Origin of the sequence: Achromobacter sp. ACM02, assembly GCF_014851605.1 — a bacterium.
Lineage (GTDB): Bacteria > Pseudomonadota > Gammaproteobacteria > Burkholderiales > Burkholderiaceae_B > Achromobacter > Achromobacter aegrifaciens.
Genome location: NZ_JACUZY010000007.1, coordinates 155,978 through 172,778, shown reverse-complemented (window position 1 = coordinate 172,778; position 16,801 = coordinate 155,978). Strand labels below are relative to the sequence as shown.

The following is a 16,801-nucleotide window of genomic DNA, read 5'->3' as shown; positions in this document are numbered from 1 at the left end:
ATTTCCTGCGGGTCAGCCGGCGGTGATGCCGGTCAGTTTGATGATTTCAGCCCATTTGCGGGCCTCGCTGCGCACGAACGACGCGGCGGCTTCCGGGCTGTCGCTTTGGATCACGCTGACGCCTGCCGCCTCGAAGTTGCTCTTGACGCCCGGGTCCTTGAGCGACGCCGTGGTTGCGCCATAGAGCTTGTCGGCCACCTCGGCGCTCGATTTGCGCGGCAGCCAGAAGGCGAACCAGAATTCCTGGACCGCCAGATCGCTGCCCAGGATCTCCCGCAGCGTGGGCACGCCGGCAAGCTCAGCCATGGGTTCGCGGCTGGTCACGGCCAGCGCGCGCAGCCGGCCGCCCTGCACCTGCGGCACGGCGGTCCCGGCAATGGCGAAGGCGAAATCCGTGTCCCCGCGCAGCAGCGAGGTTGGGATCTCCACCGACCCCTTGAACGGAACGTGCGTGGCTTCGGCCCCCAGCAGCGTGACGAAGGTCGCGCCGCCCAGATGCGCGGCCGATCCGATGCCGCCCGAGGCGTAGTTCATCTTGCCCGGTTGCGCCTTCAGGGCGGCGATCAGGTCTTGCGCCGTGCGGTAGGGTGACTTGGCGGACACGACCAGGACGCTGGGCGAGGCGCCGATCACCGTGACCGGCAGAAAGTCCTGCTCGGGATCGAACATCAGGCTCGGCTGCAGGGCTTTCTGGATCAGGTGCGAGTTGGAACCCAGCAGCACGGTATAGCCGTCGGGCGCAGCCTGGGCCACGTATTGGGCGGCCAGCACGCCGCCCGCGCCCACCTTGTTCTCCACCACGATGGTCTGACCCATCCTGGCGCCGAGCACCGGGCCGAATTGCCGCACCATGATGTCGGGTCCCCCGCCAGCGGCATAGGGCACGACGACGCGCACGGCCCGCGACGGATAGCTCTCTGCGGCGTTCGCCATGGAACGGAACATCATGCCCGCGCCAAGGGCGCCCAGGCAAAAAGTACGACGTTGCATGTTGTCTCCTTGTTATGCGGGCAGGATAGGCGATCGCAGCTAATCAAAAAATTGATATATTTTGATATAGCGATAACTTTCAGTTCTATCTCAACCCATGACCGGCGCCATCGAACCCGACCATCTGGTATCCAAGCTGCGCTTTCGCCATCTGCGCATGCTGCAAGTGGTGCAGAGCACGGGCAGCCTGCGCGCCGCGAGCCAGGCGCTCAACTTGACGCAACCCGCGCTGAGCAAGGCGCTGACGGAAGTCGAAAGCGCGTTTGGCTTTGCCTTGTTCCTGCGCACCGCGCGCGGCCTGAAACCGACACCGCAAGGAGAGGTGGTGCTGCGCGGCGCCGCGCTGTTGCTTGAAGAGCTTGGACATCTGCGCGCCGACGCCCAGACCGCCGATCGCTACGCGGCGAAGATCCGCATCGGCGCGCCGCCCTTCCTGGCGCAGACCTACTTGCGCGGCGTGGTCGAGAAACTGGTGAACCATGCCAGGCCGATGCGCGTGCAATTGCTCGAAGAACGCGTGCCCGCCCTGCTCCACGCGCTGGAGCTGGGCGAAATCGACGCGCTGATTTCCACTTTCCCGCTGCAGATGCTGGAATCCGGGGCGGCCGCGTTTCAGTACGTCAAATTGTTTGAAGTGCAGTTCGCGGTGATTGCGGCCGCCAGCCATCCGCTGGTCCGTGCGCGGCGCGTGGACTGGGCCAGCCTGGCACGGGAACGTTGGGTAATGCCGGCCGAAGGATCCATGGGCCGCAAGCTGATTGAAGACTGCTTCACCCATGCCGGCCTGCCCGCGCCCCTGCCCGTGGTGGAATCCACCAGCCCCACCACCGGCGTGCAGTTCGTCGCCAGCGGCCTGGGCATCGGCATCGTGCCGGACATGGCCCTCATCCGCGACACTGTGGCCCCCGCGGGCGCGGTCAAGCAGATACGCGCGCACCCGGAACCGCCTTCCAGCGTGGTGGCCTTGATAACCCGGAAGGGACCATCCAATCCCCGCGTCGACCTCTTGCGGGAAGCGCTTGGAGAAGCGCTAGGCGCCCAGTCCGCCCAGCAGCAGTAGCGCGACGATCACCCAGAACAGGAATCCGATGATCGAACGGCGCAGCAGCGCCTTGACCGCGGCCCACAGGCACATCAGCCCCAGCACCAGCAGGATGAAATTGAAGATCGACGGGCTCATGCCCATTGCGCCGGCCAGTCCCGAGTAGAAATCGCCGAAGGCATGGCCCAGGCCGCCCAGCAGCCACTTCAAGCCCGCGACGACGCTGCGCAGCGCCTCGCCCAGCATGCCGCCCAAGGACGCAAAGAAACCGTCTTCGGCCTGCATCAGCGGCGGTTATCCATCAGCATGCGTACCGCCAGCCCGGCCAGCACCGTGCCCATCAACCAGCGCTGCACCACCATCCACAAGGGGCGGCCCGCCAGGAACCCGGCGATGGAACCGGCCATGATGGCGATCAGCGCATTGACCGTCAGGCTGATCACAACCTGCGTCATGCCCAGCGCCAGCGACTGCGTGAACACGCTGCCGCGCTCGGGCTGGATGAACTGCGGCAGCAGCGACACGTACATGATCGCGATCTTGGGATTGAGCAGATTGGTCACCAGCCCCATCGTGAACAGCGTGCGCGGGCTGCTCTTGGGCAGTTCGCGCACCTCGAACGGCGAACGCCCGCCCGGGCGCAGCGCCTGCCAGGCCATGTACAGCAGGTACAGCGCGCCGCCGATGCGCAGCGCGTCGTAGGCGTAGGGCACCGCCATCAGCAGCGCCGTGATGCCGAACGCCGCGCAGAGCACGTAGAAGACGAAGCCGACCGCCACGCCCCCCAGCGAAATCAGGCCCGCCTGCGCGCCCTGCGAGATGGAACGGGATACCAGGTAGATCATGTTGGGCCCGGGTGTGAGCACCATGCCCAGGGCAACCAGGGCGAACGTCATCAGATGGGTAAGGTCGGGCATGATGGGCCGGCGCGGGGCAGCGCGGAAAGTGGAAACGTGAATCCACACCTTAGCGCAAAACTGTATCGGAACAGCGAACTTCCGGCGGGGGTTTGCGGACCAGTGGCGCCGGCGATACAGTTGTCCGGTTCCCACGCCTGGAGGGCCGGCCATGCCGCAAGCGCATTCTCATCCGAAAGACGGCGCCATCCGCATCGGTATCGGCGGCTGGACCTACGCCCCCTGGCGCGGCGTCTTCTACCCCGAAAACCTGCCGCATGCGCGCGAACTGGAATACGCCAGCAGCCAGCTCACCGCCATCGAGATCAACGGCACCTACTACAGTACCCAGAAGCCGGCCACCTTCGCCAAATGGCGCGATGAGACGCCCGCAGGCTTCGTGTTTTCGCTGAAGGCCTCGCGCTACGCGACCGACCGCCGCGAACTGGCGGGCGCCAAGGATTCGATCCACCGCTTCGTGCACAGCGGCATCGCCGAACTGGGCCCCAAGCTGGGGCCCATCGTCTGGCAGTTCGCGCCGACCAAGGTATTCGATGCGGACGATTTCGGCGCCTTCCTCGCGCTGCTGCCGGACAAGGTGGACGGCTTGCCGCTGCGCCACGTACTGGACGTGCGCCATGACAGCTTCGCCTGCGAGGAATACCTGGAGCTGGCGCGGCGCCACGGCGCGGCCACCGTCTACACGGACAGCGAGGACTACCCGTCCATCGCCGACCGTACCGCCGCTTTCGTCTATGCGCGGCTGATGCGCGCCAGCACGGCCTACAAGGCGGGCTACCCGCCCAAGGCGCTGGACGCCTGGGCGGACCGCCTGCGCAGCTGGGCCCGCGGCGGCCACCCGGCCGACCTGCCGCTCACCGGCGCCCCGGAAAAAAAGGCGCGGCCGGGAGACGTCTTTGCGTTCTTCATCAATGGCGCGAAGGAACGCGCGCCGATGGCGGCGCGCGCCATGATCGAACGGCTGTAGCGCCTTATTGGGCGACCGGCGTGCGCAGGGTCACGAACTCTTCGGCAGCCGTGGGATGGATGCCGATGGTCTCGTCGAACACCTGCTTGGTCGCGCCGGCCTTCAGCGCGATCGCGATGCCCTGCACGATCTCGCCCGCGTCCGGGCCGACCATGTGCACGCCCAGCACGCGGTCGGTCTTGGCGTCCACGATCAGCTTCATCAGCGTCTTTTCCTGCGACTCGGTCAGCGTCAGCTTCATGGGCCGGAAGCGGCTTTCGAACAGCTTGACCTCGTGGCCGGCGGCGCGCGCCTCTTCCGTCGTCATGCCCACCGTGCCGATGTTCGGCAGGCTGAACACGGCGGTCGGAATCAGCTGGTAGTCGACCTTGCGGTATTCCTCGGGACGGAACAGGCGCCGCGCCACCGCCATGCCTTCGGCCAGCGCCACGGGCGTCAGCGGCACACGGCCGATCACGTCGCCGATGGCCAGGATGGAGGGCTCGGCCGTGCGGTATTCGTCGTCCACCTCGATGAAACCGCCCTTGCCCAGCTTGACCGCCGTGTTCTCCAGGCCCAGGTTGTCCAGCATGGGCCGGCGGCCAGTGGCGTAGAACACGCAATCGGCCTCGACCACGGAGCCGTCCTTCAGCGTGGCGGCCAGCGTGCCGTCGGCCTGCTTGTCGATGCGCGTCACTTCCGAATTGAAGCGCAGGTCGATGCCCTTTTTCACCAGTTCGTCGCGCAGATGCTCGCGCACGCCCTGGTCAAAGCCGCGCAGGAACAACGGACCACGGTAGACCTGCGTGGTCTGCGCGCCCATGCCGTTGAAAATGGAGGCGAATTCCACGGCGATATAGCCGCCGCCCACCACCAGCACGCGGCGCGGCAGTTCCTTCAGGAAGAAGGCTTCGTTCGACGTGGTGGCGTGTTCCTTGCCCGGAATGTCCGGCACCTGGGGCCAGCCGCCGGTCGCCACCAGGATATTGGCGGCGCGGTAGGATTTGCCGTTGATCTCGACCGTGTGCGGATCGAGGATGCGGGCGTGGCCTTCCAGCAGGGTGACGCCGCTATTGACCAGCAAATTGCGATAAATGCCGTTAAGACGTTCGATTTCCCGGTTCTTGTTCGCGATCAGCGTGGGCCAGTCGAAGCTGGGCTCGCCGGCGTTCCAGCCGAAGCCGCGGGCCTGCTCGAAGTCCTCGCTGTAGTGCGCGCCATAGACCAGCAGCTTCTTGGGCACGCAGCCCACGTTCACGCAGGTGCCGCCCAGGTAGCGGCTTTCCGCCACCGCCACGCGCGCGCCGAAGCCCGCCGCGAAACGCGCCGCGCGCACGCCGCCGGAGCCCGCGCCGATCACAAACAGATCAAAATCGAATGCCATGATGTTTCCTTCGCGCGCCCTTGCAGGCCCGCGCTCACTGTCCGGGGAAAACCGTATTTAACACCACCCGGCGCCCGCGCCCGGCCACGTCCGGTTTGCAGGCGGCCGCGATTGCTATACAGTGGCCCGCAGGCTGGCCGCCGCGCGCAGCCCCACCCCTGGAGCAGATCCCATGTCGCTTGAAACCTGGCTGGCCTTCCTGGGCGCGTCCGCCCTCCTCGTGATGCTGCCCGGCCCCACGATACTCACCGTCATCAGCTACTCCATTGCGCAAGGCCGGCGCGCACGCCTGCCGCTGGTGCTGGCGGTGGCGCTGGGCGACTCCACCGCCCTGCTGCTGTCGCTGCTGGGCCTGGGCGCCCTGCTGGCGGCGTCGGCGTTCTGGTTCACGGTGGTCAAGATCGTGGGCGGCCTGTACCTGCTGTACCTGGGCTTCAAGCTGCTGCGCGCCGGCGTGTCGCCGGCGACCCTGCCCACGGCCACTGCCTCGGGTTCGCGCTGGAAGCTGTTCGCCAACACCTATCTGGTGACGGCGCTGAACCCCAAGGGCATCATCTTCTTCGTGGCTTTCCTGCCGCAGTTCATCGATCCGGTAGGCGACGTGACGCGCCAGCTCTGGATCCTGTCGGCCACCTTCGTCGCCTGCGCCGGCATCAACGCCACGGCCTATGCCATCTTTGCCGGGTCCGCCCGGCGCCTGTTGGCCTCGCCCCGCGCCCAGCGCGGCTTCAACCTGGGCGGCGGCGCCCTGCTGTCCGCCGCCGGGATCTGGGCCTTGCTGGCGCGGCGCGTCTAGCCTGCCCCTAGGGCCGCGCCGCGGATACGGCCTCCGGGTCGATGCCGTAGCGGGCGATGGCGTCGGCCGCGCGCTCGTGCGGCATCAGTCCGTCGTCCGCCAGCGCCTTCAGGGCCGCCAGCGCGATGTGATGCCGGTCCACCTCGAAGTAGGCCCGCAGGGCTGCCCGCGTGTCTGACCGGCCAAAGCCGTCGGTCCCCAGCGTGACATAGCGGCGGTCCTGCATGAACGGACGTATCTGTTCGGCCACCGTCTTCATGTAGTCGGTGGCGGCCACCACCGGCCCCTCGCTGTCCGCCAGGACCGTCTCCGCGTAGCCGGCGCGCCTGTTCTCCAGCGGATGCAGGCGGCTCCAGCGCTCCGCTTCCTGGCCGTCGCGGCCCAGTTCCGAATAGCTGGTCACGCTCCACACGTCGGCCGCCACGCCGAAGTCCTGCCGCAGCAGCTCTGCCGCCGCCAGCGTTTCGCCCAGGATCGCGCCGCTGCCCAGAAACTGCACCCGCAGCGCGCCGTCGCCGCCTTCGCGCAGGCGGTACATGCCGCGCAGGATGCCCTCCTCGGCGCCCTGCGGCATGGGCGGATGCGCGGTCTTCTCGTTGATCAGCGTCAGGTAGTAAAAGACGTCTTCTTCGTCCTGGTACATGCGGCGCATGCCGTCCTGCACGATCACCGCGATCTCGTAGGCGTAGGCCGGGTCGTAGGCCACGCATGAAGGAATGACCGAGGCCAGCACGTGGCTGTGGCCGTCGTCGTGCTGCAGTCCTTCGCCTTCCAGCGTGGTGCGTCCGGAGGTCGCGCCCAGCAGGAAGCCGCGCGCGCGGATGTCGCCCGCCGCCCAGGCCAGGTCGCCCACGCGCTGGAAGCCGAACATGGAGTAGAAGATGTAGAACGGAATCGTGGCCACGCCGTGCGTGCTGTGCGCGGTGGCGGCCGCGATCCACGAGGCCATCGCGCCCGACTCGTTGATGCCTTCCTGCAGGATCTGGCCGCGCCGGTCTTCGCGGTAGACGCTCAACTGGTCTGCGTCCTGCGGCGTGTACAACTGCCCCACGTGCGAATAAATGCCCACCTGCCGGAACATGCCGTCCATGCCGAAGGTGCGCGACTCGTCGGGCACGATGGGCACCACGCGCTGGCCGATGGCGGGGTCCTTGAGCAATTGCGCCAGCACCCGCACAAAGGCCATCGTGGTCGAGAACTCGCGGCCGTCGCTGCCCTTCAGGTGCGCGGAGAACGCCTCCAGCGGCGGCGTGGCCAGCGGCCCGGGTCCAGCCTGCCGCCGCGGCAGATGGCCGCCCGCGCGCGCGATCGCGGCGTCGAAATAGGTCCGCTCGGCGCTGCCGGGCGCGGGCTTGATGTAGGGGATCTGTTCCAGCAGATCGTCGGGCACCGGGATGGAGAAGCGGTCGCGGAAGGCGCGCACGGCCGGATCCGCCATCTTCTTCTGCTGGTGATTGGTGTTGGCCGCCTCGCCCGCCGCGCCCATGCCATAGCCCTTGACGGTCTTGGCCAGGATGACGGTGGGCTGGCCACGATAGGCCAGCGCCGAGGCGTAGGCGGCATAGATCTTGGCAGGATCATGGCCGCCGCGGTTGAGCGCGCCGATTTCCTCATCGCTCAGGTGCGCCACGCGCTCCAGCAGCACCGGGTCGGCGCCGAAGAAATGTTCGCGCACGTATGCGCCGCCGCGCGCCTTGAACACCTGGTACTCGCCGTCCACGCACTGCATCATTCGCCGGCGCAGGCGGCCGTCATGGTCTTGCGCCAGCAGCGCGTCCCAGCCGGCTCCCCAGATCACCTTGATGACGTTCCAACCGGCGCCGCGGTACACGCTTTCCAGTTCCTGGATGATCTTGGCGTTGCCGCGCACCGGGCCGTCCAGGCGCTGCAGGTTGCAGTTCACCACGAAGATCAGGTTGTCCAGTTTTTCGCGCCCGGCCATCGCCACCGCCGCCAGCGTCTCGGGCTGGTCCTGTTCGCCGTCGCCCAGAAAGCCCCAGACCTTGCGGCCTTGCGCGGGGATCAGCTCGCGGTCTTCCAGGTAGCGCATGTAGCGCGCCTGATAGGCGGCCATCAGCGGTCCCAGTCCCATCGACACGGTCGGGAACTGCCAGAACCCGGGCATGGTGCGCGGATGCGGATAGGACGCCAGCCCGCCGCCGGCCGTCTCGCGCCGGAAGCGGTCGAGTTCTTCCTCGGAAATGCGGCCCTCCAGATAGGCGCGCGCATAGATGCCGGGCGCGGAATGGCCCTGGATGTACAGCATGTCACCCAGGAAGTCCGGCGTGGCCGCACGGAAGAAGTGGCGAAAGCCGGTTTCGTACAGCGTCGTGGCCGAGGCGTAGGTCGCGATGTGTCCGCCCACGCCCGAGGTCTTGCCCGCGCGCAGCACCATGGCCATGGCGTTCCAGCGCAGATAGGCATCCAGCCGCAGCTCGATGCCCATGTCGCCCGGAAACGAACCCTGCTCCGCCGGCCGGATCGTGTTGACGTAGGGCGTGGCGTTCGGCGCGGCATAGCCGCCGTGGCCGGCGCGGTCCTGGCCGATCAGTTGGTCCAGCAGATAGTGGGTGCGCGGCCGGCCCTCGTGGGCCAGCACGGCCTGCATGGCCTCCAGCCATTCCTGGGTTTCCTGCGGGTCGGCGTCGGTCGGTTCTATCGGGGTGTCCATGGCGTCCTCCTGGTGGGCGCGAAGGCGGCATCCCGGTGTACGGCCGCCGTCATTTCGCATCGTGAATTGCAATTGCATCATGTGCAATTGCAATCGTATGGAGGAATTCTGATAATTGCAAGTGCAACTATTTCAGGACAGCCCCCGGCCCTCCCCGCTAGCGGGACGCAGCCATCATGAATTCCACCGCGGCCCTCAGGGTCGGTTCGTCCGCGGACGAGCCGCCGCGCGGCGGCATCGCGCCCTTGCCCTTGAGCACGGTGGCCAACAGCGCATCCGTGCCCTGCGCAATAAAGGGCGACCAGGCTTGCTTGTCGCCCAGCCTGGGCGCATTGGCGACCCCGCTGGCGTGGCATACGACACAGGCGGACTTGTAGAGCTTTTCGCCCGCGGGGTTGATGGCGGCCAGCGACTCGGCCCCCGCTTGCGCGACGGGCAGGCTGGCCAGGGCGGCGGCGAACGCAATTCGATACAGCGAGGACATGGCAAGGCTCCGAAAGGAAAAAGCGTGACGGCGTAGCGGATAGACAAGGGCAAGGCGCGCCACGCGCGCCCTGCCGCCGCGCTCAGCGCGGGATCGGACCCGGCGCCTTGATCTGCTTCATCAGGTCGTCATTCCATTTGCCCTCGACCTTGATATGTCCGGCCGCGCCCAGTTCGAAGGCTTCGATCAGGTTGTGGTTCAGGTAGGCGTACACGCCGGGCTGCTTGAAGGTGTAGAGCGCCGCGCCCGCCGAACCGCCGCGGACGAACCAGGTCTCCAGGTCCTTCTGCGGCGGGTTGGCGAACTTGCCGGTTTCCCAGACCCAGTCGCCATGGCCGCCGATCAGATGCGGGCGCGTATCGCGATTGGCCTGCGAATGGATCAGGAGCACCGTCTCGCCGACCTTGGCCGTGAGCGCGTTCGCCCCCGTCAAGGCCCCGACCTTGCCATTGAAGACGATGTGCGACGGCGTCAGCGTGCGCATGACTTCGACCGTGTCGCCATAGCTTTCCGCCAGGGTCGCGTAGTCCTTGAATTTGCCGTTCGCGTCCTTGGGGATGTACAGGTCGAACTCGCCTATGGTGTAGGCACGGTCGTAGCGCAGCGGCTTGCCCTGCGGATCCTTCAGTCCGTCGCGCGGCAGCACCATCAGCGTGCCGCTCATGCCCGCCACCACGTGCCAGGGCACCATGCCTTCGGGCGCACAGTGGTAGACGAAGGTGCCGCTGCGATCCGCCTTGAAGCGCAGCGTGGCCTGCTCGCCCGGGTTCACGTTGGTGAGCTTGGCCCCGCCCAGCGCGCCGGTGGCGGCGTGGAAATCCACGTTGTGCGGCATGGCGTTGGTGGCCGGATTGACCAGGGTCAGTTCGACATAATCGCCTTCATGCACCACCAGGGTCGGACCGGGCATGGACCCGTTGAACGTCATTGCCTGCAAGGTCGTGCCCTTGTCATCGATGACCATCTTCTTCTCCTCGATGGTCATCGTGAATTCGATCACCTTGGGACCCGAACGGGCCACCTGCTCATGCGGGTGGACCATGGGCGGGGCGACCAGCGCAACCTTGGCGCGTTCCAGCTGATCGGCGTTCTGGGCGGCTGCCGGGCCGCCCGCCATCGCTGCGATCAATGCCATGGCAAGCAAGGTGGGGCGCAAAGCGTTCATGTGCAACTCCTGTTCGGGTTTCTGCAACGCCGAGTCTGTCGGCGCTTCCATTGAAGGCTCGCCACCTTTTGCGTTCTTTGCTGTAGCGCAAACTTCAGACCAGCTTGCGAGCCGCCGTGCATTGCCGCCGCGCGGCCGCGATGTCACCATCAAGGCATGGACCCTCCACACGCTTCCGGGCAGCCTGCGGCGTCGTCGCCCCTGTGCCATGCCCTGCTTCGCAACCTGGATCTGTTCAGGCCCTTGTCCGATGCGCAACTGGACGCCGCGCTGCGCGGCGCGGTGCCTTGCCGCCTGGAGGCCGGCGCATTGGCCTATCGCCAGGGCGCCGCTGCCGCGCATTTTTTCGTGCTGCTGCATGGCTGCCTGAAGGTGGCGCAGCTGACGCCGGAGGGCGAACAGGTCGTGGTGCGCTACGTGAATCCCGGCGACATGTTCGGGCTGGCCTGCGCCATGCGGCAGCCCTGCTATCCGGCTACGGTGCAGACCGTGCAGGAAAGCGTCTGCCTGGCGTGGCCGGCCACGGCCTGGGAACGCTTCATCGCCTGCCATCCCCAGTTGGGCGCGGCCGCACTGCAAACCATGGGACAACGCCTGCAGGACGCGCACGTCCGCATCCAGGAGCTGTCCACCGATGAAGTCGAGCAACGGGTCGCGCGCGCCATCCTGAGGTTGGTGCAGCAATCCGGCCAGCCCATGCAGGACGGCATCGGCATCGGCTTTCCCATCACCCGCCAGGACATCGCCGAAATGACCGGCACCACCTTGCACACGGTCAGCCGGCTGCTCAGCGACTGGAAGCAGCGCGGCATCGTCTCGGCCGGGCGCAAGCGCGTGGTGCTGCGCTCGCCCGCCGCCTTGGCCCGCCTGGGCGAGCACGCCGCGCCCGCCGTGGACTGCTCGGCCTGCCTGTCCTGTCGCCACGGGTCGCCGGCCGCGGACGAGGCCTGCGACGCGAGCGCCGAGCTGGCCGGCGCATAGCGCGCAGGCAACGCGGCCTAGCCGGGTTCCAGCACCAGCCGCAGCCCCAGGTTGGCGGGCGGCACGCCGACCGAACACGCCCCGCCCTTGGGGTCGCGGATGAAATCGGGCAGATACGCGACGTGCCTGCCGGCCGCGACGCGTATGCCGCAGTTGCGGCTTTCCTGCTCCTGCTCCTGCGCCGCATTGCCGCTTGCGCCATCGCGCAGCCCGTCCAGCACGCGCCGCGCATGGCAATCGTCGGTCCAGTCCCACACGCTGCCCGCCATGTCCATCAGGCCGGCGCGGTTGCGGCCATAGGCGCCGAAGGCGCGCACCGTGACGTCGCCCTGCGCGCCGCGCAGGCTCTGTTGTTCGTATTCCGCCAGCCAGCGCTGCGCCGGGTCGCTGCCATCGGGCAAGGCCGGCAAGACGTCCGCGCGATAGGCTTCGCCCGCCGCGTAGACCCATTCGGCATAGCTGGGCAGGCGCAGGCGCCTGCCGGTGCGTTCGGACAGCCACGCAGCATAGGCAACCGCGTCGGTCCAGCTGATGCCTACCGCGGGCAGGTCGGGCGCAACCGCCTGGCGCTGCGCGGGGTCCAACGCCTTGCATGCGCCGGCCTCCACGCACGCTGCGTATTCGGCCTGGCTGACCTGTCGTGTCATGATGACCAGGCCATCCGGATAGCGCGCGACGCGCGGCGCGGGCGTGGCGGGATAGCCGTTGCGCAAGGCCTCGCCCGGCGGCACGTAGCTCACCTCGCCCGGCGGCAGCCGCGTGATTTCCGGCAACGCAAAACGGGCCCCGTTCTGAGGCCCGCAAGCGGTCAACAGCAATGAAACGATGACGGTCGGCAGGATGCGCATGCGGCGGTTCTCCGGAATGCCCGCGCCGGTCGGGCGCGGGCTGGATTCCATTGGACCGGCTGCCGCGGCCGGGCTCTTTGCGCTGAAGCAAAGAGCCCGACGCTCGCCGCGCGCCGCTCGCCGCGCGCCGCTACCCGCGCGCCGCCTTGGCCTGCAGGCGCGGCTCGGCCAGCGCGGGCTTGCCGCTCAGGAGGCCCAGGATCACCTGCATCACGATGGCCAGCGCGCCCAGCAGGAACACCACGTCGCCGAAGGTGCGGCCCCAGCGCAGGTTCTGCAGCAGCTCCTGCTGCATGAAGCCTTCGCTGCGGGCGTACCACATGCCCTCGCTGACGCTGGCGTGGAACTGGATCAGCCCCACCGGCAGCAGGCTGGTGAAGATCATCAGCGCGAGGCCCAGGTTCATGCCCCAGAACGCCAGCTTCATCAAACCGGGGCTCAGCGCGTACTGCGGACGGATGTAGCGCAGCACCAGCAGGGTGAAGCCCAGCGCCAGGAAGCCATACACGCCGAACAGGGCCGCGTGCGCGTGCACCGGCGTGGTGTTCAGGCCCTGGATGTAGTACAGCGAAACGGGCGGGTTGATCATGAAGCCGAAGACGCCCGCGCCCAGCATGTTCCAGAAGGCCACGGCGACGAAGCACATCAGCGGCCACTTCAGGTTTTCCATCCAGGGCGCGCGGGTCTTCAGGCGCCAGTTCTCCCAGGCCTCATGCCCCAGCACGATGAGCGGCACCACTTCCAGCGCCGAGAAGCTGGCCCCGATGGCCATCACGGGCGTGGTAGTGCCGGCGAAGTACAGGTGATGGAAGGTGCCGGGTATGCCGCCCAGCATGAAGAGCGAGGCCGAGGCCAGGCTGGCCGTGGTGGCCATGCGGCGCGACACCAGGCCCAGCGTGGAGAAGATGAAGGCCAGCGCCGTGGTCGCGAAGACTTCGAAGAAGCCTTCCACCCACAGGTGCACGATCCACCAGCGCCAGTACTCCATCACCGTCAGGTGCGTGCGTTCGCCGTAGAAGAAGCCGGCGCCGTAGAACAGGCCGATGGCGCCGACCGAAGCGGTCAGGAGCGCCAGCAGGTTCTTGTCCCCGCCCGGCGTGCGCAGCGCCGGCACGATGCCGCGCAGCATCAGCACCAGCCAGAAGCAGATGCCGGCGAACTTGCCGATCTGCCACAGGCGGCCCAGGTCCACGTATTCATAGCCCTGGTGGCCCAGCCAGAAGTTCAGGTCCGGCGGCATGATCTGCGCGATCGCGAGGTAGTTCCCGGTGAACGATCCGACCACCACCAGCACCAGCGCCCAGAACAGGATGTCGACGCCAAGCTTCTGGAACTTGGGATCGCGCCCGCCGTTGATCAACGGCGCCAGAAACAGGCCGGCGGCCAGGAAGCCCGTGGCGATCCAGAACAGCGCGCTCTGGATATGCCAGGTGCGCACCAGCGAATACGGGAACCACTGCGACAGGTCGACGCCATAGAACTTCTGCCCTTCGACGGTGTAGTGCGCGGTGAAGGCGCCCAGCAGCACCTGGAAGCCGAACAGCGCCACCACCAGGAACAGGTACTTGCCCAAGGCGCGCTGCGACGGCGTCAGGGCGAAAGTGGTCAGCGGGTCTTTGGCGGGCGCCAGCGGCTCGTCGTCTTCCTTGCCGCGCAGGAACGCCCAGGCCCAGACCAGGAAGCCGATGCCGGCCAGCAGCACCACCACGCTGAGGATGGACCACATGACGTTCTCGGCGCTGGGCACGTTATCGATCAGCGGTTCATGCGGCCAGTTGTTGGTGTAGGTGACCGCCTTGCCTTCGCGCTCGGTGGCCGCGGCCCATGCCGTCCAGAAGAAGAAATGCGTGAGCTGGGTGCGGCGCGCGGCGTCGGGCAGCGTGTTTTCCTTCATCGCGAAATTTTCGCGGCTGCGGTGCAGCGCGGGCGCGTCGGAGAACAACTGGTCGTAATAGGCGGCGGTCTGCGCCATGGCGCGCGCGCGCCGCGGGCTCACCGCCAGCGTGTCGGTGGCGGCGTCGCTGCGGTTGGCGCGGTATTCGGCCTTCAGTTCCGCACGCAGCGCTGCCTGGGCGCCCGCGTCCAGCTGCGCATAGTCCCGGCCGTGCTGCTCGCGCGCGGCCAGGTCCAGCCAGGCGGTCAGTTCACGGTGCAGCCAGTCGGCCGTCCAGTCCGGCGCCTGGTAGGCGCCGTGTCCCCAGACCGATCCCAACTGCATGCCGCCGACCGATTGCCAGGCCGTCTGGCCGTCCAGGATGTCGTCGCGGCCGAACAGCGGTTTGCCGTCGGTCGTCACGACCTGCCCGGGAATCGGCGGCGCCTGGCGATAGACCTCGCCGCCGTAAAAGCCCAGCAATGCGAACGTGACCGCCAATACGGCGATCAAGGTGAACCATAATTTCCGATACGGACCCATGATGGGAACGCCCTCCAGTGTTGCGGTTTTGGGGTACGTACCCATATGCGAATTCCGTGCCAGGAAAAATCCCATGCAAATCATGGCATTGCAATTCACACGGTTTTTTTCACCGTGGCCAGCCAGGGTATAAATCACCAATAAAGGGTTGTTTGGACCGCGAAATGCCGGCGTCGCGCCTGGCGCCCGCCTCTTACAATCCCCGCAGCATTCCCACCTCTTTCAAAGGAACCGACCGCATGGCCACGGGCAAGCCCGATGCGTGGAGCCTCTTCCTGACCGCGCATGCGCTGGTAGTGGAAGAAATCGAAAAGCGCCTGTCAGCCGCCGGCCTGCCGCCGCTGGCCTGGTATGACGCCTTATGGGCGCTGGAGCGCGCGCCCGACGGCACGGCCAGGATGTTCGAGATCGCCGAGCGCATGGTGATCGCGCGCTACAACCTGACGCGCCTGATGGACCGCATCGAGGCCGAAGGCCTGGTCGAACGCTTCCGCTCGGACGAAGACCGCCGCGCCACCTACGCCCGCCTCACGCCCAAGGGCCGCGCGCTGCGCCGCGAGATGTGGAAGGTCTACGGCCCCGCCGTCGACGAACTGTTCCTGTCGCGGCTGCCGCAGGCGCAGCAAGACGCCATGGCGGCGAGCTTCCTGGACATCGCGCGCCACGTGCGCGCATCCAACAAGGAGTCTGCTGAATGAACGCCACGCCCCTGCACATCGGCATCGTCGCCTGCTCGGCGGAAGGCGCCGCGCTTTGCTACCGCACGCTGTGCGCGGAAGGCGCCCAGCGCCTGGGCCCGCACGCGCACCCGGAGATTTCGCTGCACACGCATTCGCTGGCGGACTATGTCGCCTGCCTGGACCAGGCCGACCTGGCCGGGGTGGGCGCGCTGATGCAGTCGTCGGCGGGCAAGCTGGCGCGCGCGGGCGCGGATTTCCTGATCTGCCCGGACAACACCATCCACCAGGCGCTGGACCATGTGCTGCCGCAGTCGCCCCTGCCCTGGCTGCATATCGCCGAAGAGGTCGCGGCGGAAGCTCAGGCGCGCGGCTTGCGCCGCATCGGCATCCTGGGCACGCGCTGGCTGGTGGACAGCAGCGTCTATCCGGACAAGCTGGAAGCGCGCGGGCTGCAATGGTTGCGGCCGGCGCAAGCGGACCGCGACACGCTGGCCCGCGTCATCATGGACGAACTGGTGTACGGCGTGTTCAAGCCGGAATCCGTGGCGGAGCTGCAAGCCGTGATCGAGCGCCTGCGCGAGGCTGGCTGCGACGCCGTGGTACTGGGCTGCACCGAGTTGCCGCTGGTGCTGAACGACGGCAATTCGGCCCTGCCCACGCTGGATTCGACCCGCATCCTGGCGCGCGCCGCGCTCACCCGCGCCTTGCGCGGCGCCTGATCCGGCGCCCTCAGATCTGGTCCAGGCCGTATTGGCGCAAGCGCTCCAGGTCCAGCACCTTGATCTGGTTGTAGGCCAGCGCCAGGATGCCCTGGTCGGCCAGCGTCTGCAGCGCCTGGTTGACCCGCTGGCGCGACAGGCCCGTCAGATAGCCTAGTTCTTCCTGCGAGATCGCCAGCGTCAGATCGGTGGACGGATACAGCTGCGGATTGAACAGCTGCGCCAGCGACTGCGCCACGCGCGCGTCCGCATCCAGCAAACGGTGGTTCTGGATGGAGGCGATGAACTCGCCCATGCGGTTGTTCAACTGGCCGATGACGAAATGCGAAAAAGGCAGGCTGGCCGACAACAGCGCATGGAAGGTGGCCGTAGGCACCAGCAACACCAGCGACGGCTGGATCGCCACCACGTCGTACTTGCGCAGTTCGCGCTTGATGACGCTGCCCTCGCCGAACCAGCCGCCCGGCGGCACGCCCGAAAAGGTACAGCTGCGGCCCGATTCGTTGTAGATGGCCAGCTTCAACAGACCCGTGTGCACGCCCAGCCAATAGTCCGACGGCGCATTGCGCCGCGCGATCCAGGCGCCGTTGGGCACGTGTTCGGCGCGCGCGGTCGCCAGCACCAGATCCTGGTGGCGGGCCTCCAGCGCGGTAAACCAGGCACAGGATCCGAACAGGCCGGCCAGTTCCTCGGCGGAAACGATGTTTGAAACGTCGGACATGGGAATAACTGTGTAAAACTTGGGGAAGCCAGGTCGGCCGG

Annotated in this window: 16 protein-coding genes; 6 read left to right on the top strand and 10 right to left on the bottom strand. The window is 67.3% G+C overall.

Annotation, left to right across the window (positions count from 1 at the left end; genetic code table 11):
* Positions 1-12: 12 nt before the first annotated feature.
* Positions 13-990 carry a tripartite tricarboxylate transporter substrate binding protein gene (locus tag IB258_RS22445; protein WP_175162694.1) on the bottom strand — a complete coding sequence of 326 codons (978 nt, stop codon included), beginning with the start codon at positions 988-990 and terminating at the stop codon, positions 13-15.
* Between the two features lie 97 nt (positions 991-1,087).
* On the opposite strand from IB258_RS22445, the gene IB258_RS22440 reads away from it, so the two are divergent.
* Positions 1,088-2,050, top strand: a complete 963-nt coding sequence (locus IB258_RS22440; protein WP_225589217.1) for a LysR family transcriptional regulator — start codon at positions 1,088-1,090, stop codon at positions 2,048-2,050.
* Here the strand turns inward: IB258_RS22440 and IB258_RS22435 are convergent.
* Positions 2,021-2,317 carry a hypothetical protein gene (locus IB258_RS22435; protein ID WP_125473095.1) on the bottom strand — a complete coding sequence of 99 codons (297 nt, stop codon included), beginning with the start codon at positions 2,315-2,317 and terminating at the stop codon, positions 2,021-2,023. The two genes, IB258_RS22440 and IB258_RS22435, sit on opposite strands and share 30 nt — an antisense overlap.
* On the bottom strand, positions 2,317-2,949 hold the full coding sequence (locus IB258_RS22430) for a LysE family translocator (RefSeq protein WP_054458288.1): 633 nt from the start codon (positions 2,947-2,949) through the stop codon (positions 2,317-2,319). Before IB258_RS22430 ends, IB258_RS22435 begins: the two co-directional genes overlap by 1 nt.
* A 151-nt stretch (positions 2,950-3,100) precedes the next feature.
* Here IB258_RS22430 and IB258_RS22425 point away from each other — a divergent pair, with 151 nt between their 5' ends.
* A complete protein-coding gene (locus tag IB258_RS22425; RefSeq protein ID WP_192353226.1) occupies positions 3,101-3,916 on the top strand; it encodes a DUF72 domain-containing protein in 816 nt (271 codons plus the stop codon).
* 4 nt (positions 3,917-3,920) lie between these two features.
* Here IB258_RS22425 and gorA read toward each other — a convergent pair whose 3' ends face one another.
* The gene (gene gorA, locus IB258_RS22420) at positions 3,921-5,279 is read right to left on the bottom strand and encodes a glutathione-disulfide reductase (protein WP_054458152.1); all 1,359 of its coding nucleotides are present in this window, start codon (positions 5,277-5,279) and stop codon (positions 3,921-3,923) included.
* Positions 5,280-5,451: 172 nt separating this feature from the next.
* Here gorA and IB258_RS22415 point away from each other — a divergent pair, with 172 nt between their 5' ends.
* Complete coding sequence (locus IB258_RS22415; RefSeq protein WP_054458153.1) at positions 5,452-6,075, top strand: LysE family translocator; 624 nt, start codon at positions 5,452-5,454, stop codon at positions 6,073-6,075.
* Positions 6,076-6,082: 7 nt separating this feature from the next.
* Here IB258_RS22415 and aceE read toward each other — a convergent pair whose 3' ends face one another.
* The 3 genes from aceE to nirK all read right to left on the bottom strand — a co-directional run bounded on the left by aceE (position 6,083) and on the right by nirK (position 10,395).
* A complete protein-coding gene (gene aceE, locus IB258_RS22410; protein WP_192353225.1) occupies positions 6,083-8,746 on the bottom strand; it encodes a pyruvate dehydrogenase (acetyl-transferring), homodimeric type in 2,664 nt (887 codons plus the stop codon).
* 157 nt (positions 8,747-8,903) lie between these two features.
* Positions 8,904-9,230, bottom strand: a complete 327-nt coding sequence (locus IB258_RS22405; RefSeq protein ID WP_054458155.1) for a cytochrome c5 family protein — start codon at positions 9,228-9,230, stop codon at positions 8,904-8,906.
* An 82-nt stretch (positions 9,231-9,312) separates the two neighbouring features.
* Positions 9,313-10,395, bottom strand: coding sequence for a copper-containing nitrite reductase (nirK, locus tag IB258_RS22400; RefSeq protein ID WP_192353224.1), 1,083 nt, complete (start codon positions 10,393-10,395; stop codon positions 9,313-9,315).
* Between the two features lie 156 nt (positions 10,396-10,551).
* Here nirK and IB258_RS22395 point away from each other — a divergent pair, with 156 nt between their 5' ends.
* Positions 10,552-11,376 carry a Crp/Fnr family transcriptional regulator gene (locus IB258_RS22395; protein WP_054458157.1) on the top strand — a complete coding sequence of 275 codons (825 nt, stop codon included), beginning with the start codon at positions 10,552-10,554 and terminating at the stop codon, positions 11,374-11,376.
* A gap of 17 nt (positions 11,377-11,393) precedes the next feature.
* Here IB258_RS22395 and IB258_RS22390 read toward each other — a convergent pair whose 3' ends face one another.
* Entirely contained in the window at positions 11,394-12,275 is an 882-nt protein-coding gene (locus IB258_RS22390) for an SUMF1/EgtB/PvdO family nonheme iron enzyme (RefSeq protein WP_192353223.1), read from the bottom strand.
* 79 nt (positions 12,276-12,354) lie between these two features.
* Positions 12,355-14,640 (bottom strand): nitric-oxide reductase large subunit, encoded by a 2,286-nt coding sequence (locus IB258_RS22385; RefSeq protein WP_119452061.1) that lies wholly within the window; start codon positions 14,638-14,640, stop codon positions 12,355-12,357.
* 239 nt (positions 14,641-14,879) lie between these two features.
* On the opposite strand from IB258_RS22385, the gene IB258_RS22380 reads away from it, so the two are divergent.
* Both IB258_RS22380 and IB258_RS22375 read left to right on the top strand, forming a co-directional pair.
* Positions 14,880-15,338 carry a MarR family winged helix-turn-helix transcriptional regulator gene (locus IB258_RS22380; RefSeq protein WP_119452062.1) on the top strand — a complete coding sequence of 153 codons (459 nt, stop codon included), beginning with the start codon at positions 14,880-14,882 and terminating at the stop codon, positions 15,336-15,338.
* Entirely contained in the window at positions 15,335-16,039 is a 705-nt protein-coding gene (locus tag IB258_RS22375; RefSeq protein WP_054458158.1) for an aspartate/glutamate racemase family protein, read from the top strand. The genes IB258_RS22380 and IB258_RS22375 overlap by 4 nt, the downstream gene beginning before the upstream one ends.
* A gap of 10 nt (positions 16,040-16,049) precedes the next feature.
* Here IB258_RS22375 and IB258_RS22370 read toward each other — a convergent pair whose 3' ends face one another.
* Positions 16,050-16,760 (bottom strand): Crp/Fnr family transcriptional regulator, encoded by a 711-nt coding sequence (locus IB258_RS22370; RefSeq protein ID WP_054458159.1) that lies wholly within the window; start codon positions 16,758-16,760, stop codon positions 16,050-16,052.
* Between the last annotated feature and the right edge of the window lie 41 nt (positions 16,761-16,801).

Coding starts and splice junctions, on each gene's coding strand:
- IB258_RS22445 (WP_175162694.1), bottom strand. CDS start 990: ATGCAACGTCGTACTTTTTGCCTGGGCGCCCTTGGCGCGGGCATGATG.
- IB258_RS22440 (WP_225589217.1), top strand. CDS start 1,088: ATGACCGGCGCCATCGAACCCGACCATCTGGTATCCAAGCTGCGCTTT.
- IB258_RS22435 (WP_125473095.1), bottom strand. CDS start 2,317: ATGCAGGCCGAAGACGGTTTCTTTGCGTCCTTGGGCGGCATGCTGGGC.
- IB258_RS22430 (WP_054458288.1), bottom strand. CDS start 2,949: ATGCCCGACCTTACCCATCTGATGACGTTCGCCCTGGTTGCCCTGGGC.
- IB258_RS22425 (WP_192353226.1), top strand. CDS start 3,101: ATGCCGCAAGCGCATTCTCATCCGAAAGACGGCGCCATCCGCATCGGT.
- gorA (WP_054458152.1), bottom strand. CDS start 5,279: ATGGCATTCGATTTTGATCTGTTTGTGATCGGCGCGGGCTCCGGCGGC.
- IB258_RS22415 (WP_054458153.1), top strand. CDS start 5,452: ATGTCGCTTGAAACCTGGCTGGCCTTCCTGGGCGCGTCCGCCCTCCTC.
- aceE (WP_192353225.1), bottom strand. CDS start 8,746: ATGGACACCCCGATAGAACCGACCGACGCCGACCCGCAGGAAACCCAG.
- IB258_RS22405 (WP_054458155.1), bottom strand. CDS start 9,230: ATGTCCTCGCTGTATCGAATTGCGTTCGCCGCCGCCCTGGCCAGCCTG.
- nirK (WP_192353224.1), bottom strand. CDS start 10,395: ATGAACGCTTTGCGCCCCACCTTGCTTGCCATGGCATTGATCGCAGCG.
- IB258_RS22395 (WP_054458157.1), top strand. CDS start 10,552: ATGGACCCTCCACACGCTTCCGGGCAGCCTGCGGCGTCGTCGCCCCTG.
- IB258_RS22390 (WP_192353223.1), bottom strand. CDS start 12,275: ATGGAATCCAGCCCGCGCCCGACCGGCGCGGGCATTCCGGAGAACCGC.
- IB258_RS22385 (WP_119452061.1), bottom strand. CDS start 14,640: ATGGGTCCGTATCGGAAATTATGGTTCACCTTGATCGCCGTATTGGCG.
- IB258_RS22380 (WP_119452062.1), top strand. CDS start 14,880: ATGGCCACGGGCAAGCCCGATGCGTGGAGCCTCTTCCTGACCGCGCAT.
- IB258_RS22375 (WP_054458158.1), top strand. CDS start 15,335: ATGAACGCCACGCCCCTGCACATCGGCATCGTCGCCTGCTCGGCGGAA.
- IB258_RS22370 (WP_054458159.1), bottom strand. CDS start 16,760: ATGTCCGACGTTTCAAACATCGTTTCCGCCGAGGAACTGGCCGGCCTG.